The organism is Streptomyces sp. NPDC101166, from assembly GCF_044768125.1.
Taxonomy (GTDB): Bacteria; Actinomycetota; Actinomycetes; order Streptomycetales; family Streptomycetaceae; genus Streptomyces.
The window spans coordinates 93619-105311 of record NZ_JBIWPF010000004.1 but is presented as its reverse complement, the minus strand read 5'-3'; the positions used below and the strand labels follow the sequence as shown (position 1 = coordinate 105311).

Below are 11693 nucleotides of genomic sequence, written 5' to 3'. Positions count from 1 at the left end.
CGACGATCGGAGACCGAGCATGCCCCGACCCCCCACCCGCCGCCGTGCGCTGAGCCTCGCCGCCGCCACGGCGGCCGCCGTACCCCTTGCGCACACGGCCGCCCCGGCCCACGCCGCCGCCCCGGCCGACCCCGGCGCGACCCCCGCCGCAGTGCCGACCCGGGCGGCACTGCCCTTCCCCCTCTCCCAAGTGACCCTCGGCGAAGGGGTGTTCCGCCGCAAGCGGGACCTGATGCTCGACTACGCCAGGTCCTACCCGGCCGACCGCATCCTCGCCGTGTTCCGGGCCAACGCCGGACTCGACGCCCGCGGCGCACGGCCGCCCGGCGGCTGGGAGACCGCCGACGGCAACCTGCGCGGCCACTTCGGCGGGCATTTCCTCACCCTGATCGCCCAGGCCTACGCCGACACCCGGGAACCCGCGCTCAAGGCCAAGCTCGATTACCTGGTCACCGCGCTGGGCGAGTGCCAGCGGGCCCTGGCCGAGCGCGGCTCGCCGAGACCGAGCCACCCCGGGTTCCTCGCGGCGTACCCGGAGACCCAGTTCGTCCTGCTGGAGAGCTACACGACATACCCCACCATCTGGGCGCCGTACTACACCTGCCACAAGATCATGCGCGGCCTCCTCGACGCGTACACCCTCGCCGGGAACGCGCAGGCCCTGACCATCGCCTCGACGATGGGCGACTGGGTGCACAGCCGCCTGGGCAAGCTGCCCAAGGCCCAGCTGGAGCGCATGTGGTCGATCTACATCGCCGGTGAGTACGGCGGGATGAACGAGGTGCTGGCCGACCTGTACACCCTCACCGGAAAGGCGGAACACCTCGCCGCCGCGCGCTGCTTCGACAACACCGCGCTGCTGGACGCCTGCGCCGAGAACCGGGACGTCCTCGACGGCCGGCACGCCAACCAGCACATCCCCCAGTTCACCGGCTATGTGCGGTTGTTCGACCACACGGGGGAGGAGAGGTACGCCGCGGCCGCCCGCAACTTCTGGGGCATGGTCGTCGACCCGCGCATGTACAGCCTGGGCGGCACCGGCCAGGGCGAGATGTTCCGCGCCAGGGGAGCCGTCGCCGCCACCCTCGGCGACGACAACGCCGAGACCTGCGCGACGTACAACCTGCTCAAGCTGAGCCGGGAGTTGTTCTTCCGCCGGCCCGACGCCGACTACATGGACCACTACGAGCGGGGGCTCACCAACCACATCCTCGCCTCCCGCCGGGACACCCCGAGCACGACCAGCCCGGAGGTCACCTACTTCGTGGGCATGGGGCCCGGAGTGGTACGCGAGTACGACAACACCGGCACCTGCTGCGGCGGCACCGGCATGGAGAACCACACCAAGTACCAGGACTCGGTGTACTCCCGCTCCGCCGACGGCGGAGCGCTCTACGTCAACCTCTACCTCGCCTCGACGCTGCGCTGGCCGGAGCGGGGTCTCGTCGTCGAGCAGACCGGCGACTACCCGGCCGAGGGGGTGCGCACCCTGACGTTCCGGGAGGGCGGCGGGCCGCTCGACCTGCTGCTGCGGGTGCCGTCCTGGGCCACGGGAGGCTTCACCGTCACCGTCAACGGGGTCCGGCAGAGCGCGGCGGCGACACCGGGCAGCTACCTCACCCTGAGCAGGAGCTGGCGGCGCGGCGACCAGGTGAGGATCTCCGCGCCGTACCGGCTGCGCGTCGAGCGGGCCCTGGACGATCCCACCGTCCAGTCGGTGTTCCACGGGCCCGTGCTGCTGGTCGCCCGCAGCCCGGAAACGGGGTTCCGCACGTTCTCCTTCTACAAGGACTTCACGCTGCGGGGCGACCTCGCCGACGTGATCCGCCCCGAGGGCCGGCCGCAGCACTTCACCACGCACGGCCTGACCCTCGCGCCGTTCCACATCGCGGACGACACCCGCTACCACGCCTACTTCAAGCGCTCCGAACCCGTCGTCGTGTTCGGCACGGCCGACTCGGGCGTGCCGAACCGCGCCCGCGCCGACGGACTGACCTTCCTCGACGTGCTGTGGCGGCAGGCCCCGTTCACGAGCTCCGGGCGCTTCGTGCGGGCCGTGCGCGCCCTCGCCGACGGCTGGCTGTCCGAGGGGCTGTTCACCCGCGCCGAGCGGGATCGCGTGGCGGCTGCCGCGGTGGGTGCGAACCTGAAGAGGTGACGCCCCCTGGATGTCCGGCCGGTTCGGGCGTCGGCGTCGGACGGTGTTCCGTGGTGGCCTCGAGGTCCGTGGCGAGTGCCTCGAACCAGACCTCCATGTCCGTCAGCAGGGGCAGCACGCCCCACGGAGTGCGGGCCGCGACATCGGGCGGCAGGGGCGTCAGGCGGATGCGGAGACCGTCCGCCGGGAAGCCGGCCGCCCGGACGGTCGCCGCCTCCACCTCGTCCGTGGCCGCCCGCAGCCAGCGCAGAGCGGCGGGCGGCAGATCCCGCATGCTGTCGGTGCGGGGCAGCCAGTGGGCCCCCACCAGCACCCGCGACCCGAAGTTGAGGGCGGCGAGCCAGTCCGGCCCCTCACCCGCGGGCCGCGGCGAGAACTCGCCGCGGTACTGCGCGTACACCGCTTCGGCGATGCGCAGCCGACGCTGCGCCGCGCGCACCTCCTGCGCCGTGTTCCCGTGTCGGGGGCCGGGCACGCCGTCCTCGCCCGCGGCTGCCGCGACGGTGGCCCGCACCAGCGGCGCGGTGGACCGGAACAGCGCCGCCACACTGCGCCGGATCTCCGCCCGCGCCCCGGACGGCCACGCGAGCACCCCGCACAGCAGTCCCACCGCGCTTCCCGTCAGTACGTCGACGATCCGCGCCTCCGCGAGCCGCCAGGTCACCGGCGCGAGCTGGGCGAACGCCGTGGAGACCACCAGGGTGAACAGCCCCTGCGCCCAGGCCGGCCCGCCCAGCGGCCCCACGGTGAACGCCAGCAGCATCACCGGGGCGAGCAGCGCGGCGTACACGTCGGTGGCGTCGCCCGCCCCCACGAGGAGCCCGCCGGCGGCGAGTGCGCCGACCAGGGTGCCGGCGACGGCCGAGCGGACGACGGACCAGGTGGCGCCCGCCGTGGTGCGCCCCAGGGTCAGCACCGCCAGCAGCACCCAGAAGCCGTGCGTCAGATCGAGCGAGCCCGCCACCAGACGGGCGAGACCCAACCCGAGCGCGGTGCGGACGGCGTTCTGGAAGACGACGGAGCGGGGCGTGACATTGCCGAAGATCCGCAGCGCCCACAGGCGGACCGTCGGCGTCGCGGCGTACCAGAACTGCGCCCGGGGCAGCCCGAACAGCGGCCGGGGCCCGCCGAGCGCGAGGACGACGGCCGCGCGCACGGTCACGGCCGACACCGCCGAGGTCAGCACCGTCGACTGCCGCAGCAGCAACGCCCGCGAGGGGGCGGCGCGGGCGTCGGGAGCGGCGCCGCGCGCGGCCAGGAACTGGGCGGTCATCTCCTCGATCAGTTCGGGCCCGGCCACGGGCCCGGCCCCGCGCAGGGCGCCCGCCGTCGCGGCGCACGTCGACGCGACGCCGCGCAGCAGGTCGCTCGAGGCGGAGTCGGCGGGGTCGGGGGCCGGCCCCGCGAGCCCGGCCAGTTGGTCCAGCAGTCGCCGGGTCGCGGAGCCGGCCTGGGCGAGCGCGCGGTCGGTGCGTCCGGCGCCGGTCGGGCGCGCGCCGGGCGGCTGCTGGGAGAAGCGCAGGCTCCGCCCGGTCGCCCTGAGCCGGGCGGCGAGGCCGACGTCCGTTCCCTTTCTGCGGCCGGCGCCCGCGAACGAGCCGGCCGCGTGGGCCGCCAGGTCCAGGGCGTCGGCGAGCCGGACGCGGTACGACGGTTGCGCCGGCTCCGGGAACAGCAGCACCTCGCCGAGCGCGAGCAGCACCGTCCCGGCGGTGAGCCCGATGAGCCGCTGGGGCAGGGTGTCCGGGGCGTACGGCGGGAAGCAGGCGAGGATGTAGAAGAGCTGGAGTCCGGGGGCGGTGCCCGCGAGGCGCGGGCCGCAGGCCGCCGCGAAGGTCAGCGCGAAGCCCACGAACAGCATGCCGGCGACGGCCGGCCAGGTCGCCACGGCGAGCGCCGTGCCGAGGGCGGTCAGGAGGGCGGCGGCCGGTAAGGCGCGAAGCAGCGTGCGGGCGCGCCGGCGGCCGGAGCCCGGCACCGGCGACAGCACACCGAAGGAGATGGGCGCGAACAGGGCGTAGATCGCCATGACCGGCTGGTCCAGCAGGTACAGCGCCGGGTAGAACCCGGCCGCCGCGGCCGCCGTGACCCGGGCGGCGCGCCGCCCGGCCCTGCGGGACTCGGGCAGCGAGGGCCGCTTCACCATGAGCGCTCCTCTCCACGCGCCCACGCCCACGCGAGGACCGCTGAGTCCACCCAGTGTCGCGGACTCCCCGGCGTCGCGCGCGGCCCCGCGCTCCGAGAGCCGACGTGATGCCGACGACCGCGCCGCCCGAGGTGGGTGTCGCCGGGCGGGCCCGAAAAGTTTCGAGGACGCGGCAACCTTCTCGCCCCGGGTGGCGACTGACCGACGAGACGTCTACACGCACTTCCGAACGGACGGACATGAAGGCTACGAGACACGCCGCGCGACGCCGCCCCGGCAGGCGCGGACTGTGGACCACGACGACCGCGGCGCTGGCAGCCCTGGGCGTGCTCGTCTACCTGGTGATCACCGTACGATCCGGCCCCGGCGCCCACACGGACGCCGCGGCCGGATCCCGGGCGGGCGCCGCCGGCCGGGCCGCCGTCGCCACCGCCGCCTCCCGGCCCGCGCCGCCGTCCACGACCGCGTCGGCCACACCGTCCCCGTCCGCGTCCCCCTCCACGAGGGCGACCCCGAGCAGGACGGCCTCCCCGACCCCGTCGGCGTCACCCACGGCTCGCGCGTCGGCCAGGGCCGCCTCCCGGGCGACGGCCGCCGGCACGCCCTCGGCCGGCCGGATCCGCCCCGGCGTCGAATACCGTGGGCTCGCCACGCACTACGACGCCGGGGACGGCAACGGGGCGTGCCTGTACGGCCCGACCGACGACCTCATGATCGCGGCGATGAACCACACCGACTACGAGTCGGCGAAGGCGTGCGGCGCGTACATCGTCGTCCGCACGGCCGCCGGCGCGTCCGTCACGGTCCGCGTCACCAACGAGTGCCCGCTGCCCTGTGCTCCCGGACAGGTCGACCTCAGCAAGCAGGCGTTCGCCAAGCTCGCCGACCTCTCCGCCGGCCGGCTCTCCGTCACCTGGAGCCTGGTGAGCCCCAGCACCTCCGACAAGATCTCCGTCCGCTACAAGACAGGGTCCAGCGCGTACTGGTGCGGCATCCAGGTCGTCGGCCACCGCAACCCCGTGGCCGAGCTGGAGGTCGCCGCCGACGGCGGCTGGCGCGCCCTGCCCCGCGCCGACTTCAACTACTTCCTGTCCGAACAGGGCGTCGGCTGCGGCAAGTCCCTGCGCGTCACCGACATCTACGGCGAACGACTGGAGATCGACGCCCTGCCGGTCCGCCCCGACGTCCTGCAGCCCACGGCAGCCCAGTTCAGCCGACACTGACCCGGAACTCCCCGCGCCGCCGACCGGTTCAGAGCGTCAGCACCGGCCGGGTGGAGAAGTCGTCGTACATGTCCTCGCCCTCGGGGCCGTACACGAACTCGGCCATGGCGGGATTGCGCTGGGCGGTGGCCAGCGGCAGCCACGCCAGCAGACGACCGTAACCGCCGCACACCGACTCGCCGCCGTCCCCACCGTGGACGGCGGCGCCGTCGCTCGTCAGCTCCGCGCGGTACGTGTCGTAGGCGATGCGCAGGCCGAAGGCGTTCAGCTCGTTGCGAGGACCGGCGCGGTCGCCGTAGGGGTCGAGGTCGAGCGGGCAGTCGTCCCCCCAGCGGAAGAGGGTGCGCGCGCCCGCGCCGCAGGCGTGCTCCCACTCGTCCGACGTCGGCATGCGCAGCCCGCGGGACGCCAGGACGGCGGGCATGTCGGCGGGGGCCTCGGTCAGCCGCTCGTCCTCGACGGCCATGAGCACCGCGGGCAGTTCGGCCGTACGGGGCGCGCTCAGCGTCTCGGCGAGATGTCCCCGCGGATCGGGCGCGTCGCAGAAACCCTGCTCCAGGCTCTCCGCGTAGTCGGCGGCCTGCTCGGGCGTCGGCCGCCAGGCGTCCGGATCGAAGCCGAGACGCACCGTGCCGCCGGGGACGAGAGCGAACTCCTGTCCGTTCCGCTCGATCCGCACGCGGTGCAGCGGGGCGCCGAGGTGCTCGACGGTCTCCACACCGCTCACCCGCCCGCCCACGAGATCGGCGGCCCGGCGGCCCGTGCGGAGCGCGGCGGACGGGTCGAGGGTCCGCCACCGGGCGAGGGTGAGATCAGCGAGGGACATGGGGCGCAGTGTGGCACGGGGGTGTGACATCGCCCGGCCTGCCGACGCGGCCGTGTGGACGCCGACGACGCCGACGACACGGACGACGCTGACGACCGCGAGACGGCGGCGGCCCTCATGCTCCCCGCCGCCGTCGGGCCGCTGCCGTCGTCCGGAGCAGTGCGGTGTGGGCGAGCCACCCCGCTGCGGCGCCGATCGCGTACCAGAGCAGGTCGGGCGGGTTGAAGGTGGAGCCGAGCACGAGGCGGGCGAGTGCGCTGCGGCGGGAGAGCTCGTAGGGGACCTCGCTGAGCTGGAGGAACTCCACCGCCCAGCTGACGGCCAGGGCGGCGCCCGCCGACGCGAGGGGCGTCGCCCGCGGCACGGCGAGGACGACGAGGGTGAGGATCAGGACGGTGTAGAGCGCGTCCCCGCCGTACTTGGCCACCTCGCCCGCCGCGACGGCCCGCAGCCCGAGCCCCGCGCCGACGGTTCCCAGCGCGGCCGTGGCGGCCGCCCAGCGGGTGCGAGCGGGGGTCCCGGTGCGGGATCGTTCATCGATCCGGAAAGTCAGGTGCACGGGAGCATCCTGCCCCGGGCGGCGCCGGCCGGGGTGTGCGCACCCGATGGCGGCGGAAAATCCGGGAACCCCCCACACCGCGGTCGCATCGGCGGACAAGACCTGGACCGCTCGTGACGACCCTGTCGAGACCGGCGGCAAGGGTTGCGCGCACCGGCCGGCCCACCTCCGGGAGAGCGTCGTACGGCGGCCCCGGCGGGAGGCTCTGTGAAGGTGGCGCGGTATTCGCTCACCGGGCGGTCACACCCGTGGAGGCGGGCGGGGCGACACGCCCGGGCGGGCCGCCGAACGGCTGGTCCCCGCTCCGTCCGGCGTGTTTGGATCCTCGCGTCCTGGAGTCGCCGGGAGCCGTCCCACCTGGGATGTCCGGCGGACTCCTGCCATGGAAGAACCGTGTGAAGGGAACCGCGCGTGATGAACCTCCCCGCTCAGGTGGACACCGTCGAGCTGTCCGACTCCGACCTGGACGGCCTCGCCGGCGCCGGTGCCGACGCCGGCTTCACCGCCGTCGGGTCCGGCGGTCTCCAGCTGGAGACGCCGCTCGTGGGCGTGTGCGCCGACGTCCTGTCCGTCGCTTCGGCGGAGGGCCTCGGTCTCGGCACCGCCACCGCCGTTCACACCACCGCTGCCTGACGCACAGACAGCGCGCGACGGCCTGCGGCCCCTCACCACGTCTCGCGTGGTCAGGGGCCGCAGGCCGTTCGGTTCGCTGCCCGCCGGGTCAGTGGGGGAGCCGTGCGCGGGCCGCGCCGGCCCTGGCCGCGGGACGGGCGGCGGCCCGCACCGACCGGCGCACCAGCCGCGCCTCCCGCCGTACGTCCCGGGCGGCGTGCCGGCCCCGCCAGGCGAGGGACGGGTTGCCGGCCGTGTCCGCGGCCGCGATCAGCAGACCGCCCAGCATGGACGCGTTCTTCAGGAAGTGGATGCGCTGCCGGGCGCGCTCGTCGGGGTCCTCCGCCTCCCAGAACCGGTGCGCCGCAAGGGTCGTCGGCACGAGGGTCGCGGCGAGCGCGAGCGCGGCCACCCTCGGGACACGCCCGGTGGCCAGCAGCAGCCCGCCGGCCACCTGTACGGCCCCGCTCAGCCGTACGACCTCCTCGGTGCGGTCGGGCAGAGCCGTCACCCTGTCGGTGACGGGCCGTACGACGGGCTCGGCGGCCGGGGCGACCTGCTCGGGCGCCCGCAGGGAGCCCAGGCCGCCCGAGACGAACATCGAGGCGAGCAGGGGACGACCGACCAGACGCAGCACACTCATGGTCCTCTCCAGACAGATTGACCGGCACGACAAAGACGGCGACCGGGTTCCCCACGAGAGCGCACGTCACTCGGCGTTCGGGCCACGGAACGCGGGGCGGCGTGCGCCGCTTCTCAGGGGGCGGCGTGCGCGGGCGCCGTCTCCCGGCCGCCGGGGTGGCGGTGCCGCCAGATCCAGAACACCGCGCACGACACCAGCGCCCACCCGGCCAGCACCAGGAACGGGAAGACGTGCTGGTGCCCGGCGAAGTACACCGCCGTGTGCTGGGCGTTCACCGAGGCGCCCGGCGGCAGCCACCGGCCGATCACGCCCAGCGGGGACGGCAGCAGCGGCCAGGACACCGCCCCGCCCGAGGAGGGGTTGCCCAGCAGGACCATCAGGCCCCAGGTCGGCAGCATCGCCCAGCGGCCCACGAGCGTGTTGAACATGGTGAAGACCATGCCGCTGGTGAACATCGTGAACGCTAGGATCAGCCACGACTCGACGAACGGCAGGTCCAGCGCGCCGAGCAGCCAGTCCACGGTCGCGGCGATGGCGAACCCGCCGAGCAGCGCGTACACGACGGTGCAGGCGATGCGTTCGACCGGGGTGAGGGCCCGGGCGTGCACGCTGAGCTGGATCGCTCCGACGAAGCCGATGATCACGGCGGCGAGGGAGACGTAGAAGATCGCCAGCCCGCGCGGATCGCCCTCCTGGAGCGGGTTGACGTCCCGGACGGTGACCGCGACCCCCGTCTTCTCACCCACCGCCGGAGCAGCCTTGGCCAGCACCTCCGCCACCGAGGCGCCGGACGCCGAGGACAGGTCCAGCACGACGGAGCGTCCCTGGTCGCGCACGTCGAGGAGCGCGAAGTCGCGCTGCTGCTCCACGGCGGTCCGGGCCGTGGCGGGCGTGTCGTAGAGGTGGACCTTCACGCCCGCGTTCAGCGCCTCCTCCATGCCGCCGACGAACTTCCGGCCGAGGGGCTCCTCGTACGATCCGGTCACCGCCAGGGGCACGGAGTGGGGGGTCGGATTCGCCATCGAGTAGGTGTACGAACCCGCGAACAGGGCCGCCGCGGCGGTGAGGATCAGCACGAGCACGGCCGCCGGCAGCAACGGCGACTCCTTGAGCCGAGCCCGTCGCTCCGCGGGCGTCGGCGGCTTGGCGTGACTGCCGTGTGGCGTTTCGGACATGCGTTTCCCGTTTACCGCGAGGCCCGCGACGAAACCGCGCCGTACGTCCCCGGAGCGGGGGCGTACGGAGGACCCGGCGGTCGCGCAGGCCTCTGAAAACCCTCAAGTCCCTTGCCGATCCCGCCACATGATGTCCACGATGGCGCCCATGACACCCCTGCTGGGACCGAACAAGAAACACGACGTCGTCCTGGTCCTCCGGGACTCCGACCTGATCGCCGACACCCTGCGCAAAGCCCTGGCCGACGCCTCACCCGAGGACCGGCCCGGCCTGGAACGCGCCGCGGCCCTCGTCGAGTCCACCGCGGCCGCCTCGGAGCCCCGCCTGCGAGCCCACTGGGTGCGCACCCGCCTGGCAGCCGTCGGCTTCACCGGCCCCATCGACTCGACAGCGGCGGTGAAGGCCCTGCGTCAGGCAGAACCGACCCTGTCCCTCCTGGCAGCGGCGACACTCCACAAGGACGCGGTGGCCCACCCGGAATGACCCGGCCCACCGCCGTCGAGCGGACGGGGGGCGGTGCCCGTCGGCGCGTCTGAATCGCGTGGCTCGTGGAACCCGGGTGGCGTTCCACCCGCCGGCGACCGTGCCCTGTGCGGGTCCAGGACGGAGGGCAGCGCCATGCAGACCGTCACCCTCGACAGCGGCGTGGAGATGCCGATCCTCGGCTTCGGCGTCTATCAGATCCCTCCGGAGCGGACCGAGCAGGCCGTCACCGAGGCTCTCGCCGTCGGCTACCGCTCGATCGACACCGCCGCCGCCTACCAGAACGAGGAAGCCGTCGGCCGGGCCGTCAGGAGGAGCGGCATCCCACGCGAGGAACTCTTCGTCACCACCAAGCTGTGGATCCAGGACGCGCCCGCCGAGGAGAACGCCCGGCGCGCCTTCGGCGTCTCGCTGGACAAGCTCGGCCTGGACCACGTCGACCTCTGTCTGATCCACCAGCCCTATGGCGACGTGTACGGCGAGTGGCGCGCCCTGGAGGAGATCCACCGCGAGGGGCGCGCCAGGGCCGTCGGGGTGTCCAACTTCTACCCCGACCGGCTCGTCGACCTGATCGACCACAACGAGATCCCGCCCGCGGTCGACCAGGTCGAGACCCACCCGTTCTTCCAGCGCACGGCCGAGCAGGAGCTCATGCGGGAGCGTGGCGTGCGCATCGAGTCCTGGGCGCCGTTCGCCGAGGGCCGCAACGATCTCTTCACCCACCCCGTGCTGAGCGGGATCGCCGGCGAGCACGGCAGGTCCGTGGCGCAGGTCGTGCTGCGCTGGCTCGTGCGGCGGGAGGTCGTCGTCATCCCCAAGTCGGTCCGCGCGGACCGCATGCGGGAGAACATCGACGTGTTCGACTTCGAGCTCACCGACGAGCAGATGGCGTCCATCGCCGCTCTGGACACCGGAGTGTCCCAGTTCTTCGACCACCGCGACCCGGCCGTGGCCGGCCGGCTCGGCAGGATCCGCATCCCTGACTGACCGCCGGCTCCTTCTCGCCCCGCCCGCACGGTAATTGCGTTGAGGCAGCCGGGCCGGCCTGCTGAAGTACCCGCATGGATCATGCAGCGACACTCGCCCTGTACGACCGGGACATGCGCGAAGGCGCCCGCCCCGACAGCCCCGACGCCCGTGTGGAGCGCGCCGGGAGCGTGGTCCGGCAGATCGCCGCCGCCGACGGCTGGAACGGCGTCCTCTGGTCCGGCCTCGACGGTCTGGACCCGGCGGACGTCGACGCCGCGATCGCCGAGCAGATCGCGTGCTTCAGCGGTCTCGGGCACGAGTTCGAGTGGAAGCTCTACGGTCACGACCGCCCGGCCGACCTCGGACGACGACTCGCGGCGGCGGGGTTCACCGCCGAGCCGGAGGAGACGCTGATGATCGCCGAGACGGAGACACAGCTCGCCGCCGCCGAGCCGCCCGAGGGGATGCGCATCGTCCCCGTCACCGACCGGGCCGGCGTCGACCTCATGGTCGAGGCGAACGAGAAGGCGTTCGGCAGGGACGGATCGTGGCTGCGGGACCGGATGCTCGCCCGGCTCGACATCGCCCCGGACGAGACCGTCGCCGTGGTCGCCCTCGCGGGCGACGAGCCGGTGAGCTCGGCGCGCATGGAACTGATCCCGGGCACGAGCTTCGCCGGCCTGTGGGGCGGCGGCACCGCCCCCGCCTGGCGCGGCCGCGGCGTCTACCGCGCCCTGGTGGCCCACCGCGCCCGGATCGCCGCCGACCGCGGCTACCGCTACCTCCAGGTCGACGCCTCCGACCAGAGCCGCCCGATCCTGGAACGCCTCGGCTTCGCCGCCCTGACCACGACGACGCCGTACGTCCACCAGCCGCAGGCGCGCCGGTAGGGCCTGTC

At 74.0% G+C, this 11693-nt stretch carries 11 protein-coding genes; 6 read left to right on the top strand and 5 right to left on the bottom strand.

The annotated features are described in order from the left end of the window. The first annotated feature begins 19 nt into the window (after positions 1 to 19). Positions 20 to 2158 (top strand): glycoside hydrolase family 127 protein, encoded by a 2139-nt coding sequence (locus ACIRS4_RS09390; protein ID WP_404192356.1) that lies wholly within the window; start codon positions 20 to 22, stop codon positions 2156 to 2158. On the opposite strand, the gene ACIRS4_RS09385 is transcribed toward ACIRS4_RS09390, so the two are convergent. Continuing rightward, positions 2097 to 4304, bottom strand: a complete 2208-nt coding sequence (locus ACIRS4_RS09385) for an FUSC family protein (RefSeq protein WP_404192353.1) — start codon at positions 4302 to 4304, stop codon at positions 2097 to 2099. The genes ACIRS4_RS09390 and ACIRS4_RS09385 overlap by 62 nt on opposite strands. 239 nt (positions 4305 to 4543) lie before the next feature. Here ACIRS4_RS09385 and ACIRS4_RS09380 point away from each other — a divergent pair, with 239 nt between their 5' ends. Continuing rightward, entirely contained in the window at positions 4544 to 5527 is a 984-nt protein-coding gene (locus tag ACIRS4_RS09380; protein ID WP_404192350.1) for an expansin EXLX1 family cellulose-binding protein, read from the top strand. Between the two features lie 28 nt (positions 5528 to 5555). Here ACIRS4_RS09380 and ACIRS4_RS09375 read toward each other — a convergent pair whose 3' ends face one another. Further along, a complete protein-coding gene (locus ACIRS4_RS09375) occupies positions 5556 to 6353 on the bottom strand; it encodes a hypothetical protein (protein ID WP_404192347.1) in 798 nt (265 codons plus the stop codon). A 115-nt stretch (positions 6354 to 6468) separates the two neighbouring features. Continuing rightward, on the bottom strand, positions 6469 to 6906 hold the full coding sequence (locus tag ACIRS4_RS09370; protein ID WP_404193066.1) for a DUF2809 domain-containing protein: 438 nt from the start codon (positions 6904 to 6906) through the stop codon (positions 6469 to 6471). Between the two features lie 420 nt (positions 6907 to 7326). On the opposite strand from ACIRS4_RS09370, the gene ACIRS4_RS09365 reads away from it, so the two are divergent. Then, positions 7327 to 7545, top strand: coding sequence for a hypothetical protein (locus tag ACIRS4_RS09365; protein ID WP_404192344.1), 219 nt, complete (start codon positions 7327 to 7329; stop codon positions 7543 to 7545). An 88-nt stretch (positions 7546 to 7633) separates the two neighbouring features. On the opposite strand, the gene ACIRS4_RS09360 is transcribed toward ACIRS4_RS09365, so the two are convergent. After that, positions 7634 to 8167: a DoxX family protein gene (locus tag ACIRS4_RS09360; RefSeq protein WP_404192342.1), complete on the bottom strand. Its 534-nt coding sequence runs from the start codon at positions 8165 to 8167 to the stop codon at positions 7634 to 7636. Positions 8168 to 8280: 113 nt separating this feature from the next. Further along, the gene (locus tag ACIRS4_RS09355) at positions 8281 to 9342 is read right to left on the bottom strand and encodes an ABC transporter permease (protein WP_404192340.1); all 1062 of its coding nucleotides are present in this window, start codon (positions 9340 to 9342) and stop codon (positions 8281 to 8283) included. A 148-nt stretch (positions 9343 to 9490) separates the two neighbouring features. Here ACIRS4_RS09355 and ACIRS4_RS09350 point away from each other — a divergent pair, with 148 nt between their 5' ends. The 3 genes from ACIRS4_RS09350 (at position 9491) to ACIRS4_RS09340 (ending at position 11685) form a co-directional block, all read left to right on the top strand. Continuing rightward, complete coding sequence (locus ACIRS4_RS09350) at positions 9491 to 9826, top strand: hypothetical protein (protein WP_404192338.1); 336 nt, start codon at positions 9491 to 9493, stop codon at positions 9824 to 9826. 135 nt (positions 9827 to 9961) lie between these two features. Further along, complete coding sequence (locus tag ACIRS4_RS09345; protein WP_404192335.1) at positions 9962 to 10813, top strand: aldo/keto reductase; 852 nt, start codon at positions 9962 to 9964, stop codon at positions 10811 to 10813. 74 nt (positions 10814 to 10887) lie between these two features. Further along, a complete protein-coding gene (locus ACIRS4_RS09340; protein ID WP_404192333.1) occupies positions 10888 to 11685 on the top strand; it encodes a GNAT family N-acetyltransferase in 798 nt (265 codons plus the stop codon). Positions 11686 to 11693 lie beyond the last annotated feature (8 nt).

Bases quoted from the DNA above. Each gene is read 5' to 3' on its own strand.
- ACIRS4_RS09380 (WP_404192350.1), top strand. From the start codon at position 4,544: ATGAAGGCTACGAGACACGCCGCGCGACGCCGCCCCGGCAGGCGCGGA.
- ACIRS4_RS09365 (WP_404192344.1), top strand. From the start codon at position 7,327: ATGAACCTCCCCGCTCAGGTGGACACCGTCGAGCTGTCCGACTCCGAC.
- ACIRS4_RS09375 (WP_404192347.1), bottom strand. From the start codon at position 6,353: ATGTCCCTCGCTGATCTCACCCTCGCCCGGTGGCGGACCCTCGACCCG.
- ACIRS4_RS09355 (WP_404192340.1), bottom strand. From the start codon at position 9,342: ATGTCCGAAACGCCACACGGCAGTCACGCCAAGCCGCCGACGCCCGCG.
- ACIRS4_RS09340 (WP_404192333.1), top strand. From the start codon at position 10,888: ATGGATCATGCAGCGACACTCGCCCTGTACGACCGGGACATGCGCGAA.
- ACIRS4_RS09385 (WP_404192353.1), bottom strand. From the start codon at position 4,304: ATGGTGAAGCGGCCCTCGCTGCCCGAGTCCCGCAGGGCCGGGCGGCGC.
- ACIRS4_RS09360 (WP_404192342.1), bottom strand. From the start codon at position 8,167: ATGAGTGTGCTGCGTCTGGTCGGTCGTCCCCTGCTCGCCTCGATGTTC.
- ACIRS4_RS09390 (WP_404192356.1), top strand. From the start codon at position 20: ATGCCCCGACCCCCCACCCGCCGCCGTGCGCTGAGCCTCGCCGCCGCC.
- ACIRS4_RS09350 (WP_404192338.1), top strand. From the start codon at position 9,491: ATGACACCCCTGCTGGGACCGAACAAGAAACACGACGTCGTCCTGGTC.
- ACIRS4_RS09345 (WP_404192335.1), top strand. From the start codon at position 9,962: ATGCAGACCGTCACCCTCGACAGCGGCGTGGAGATGCCGATCCTCGGC.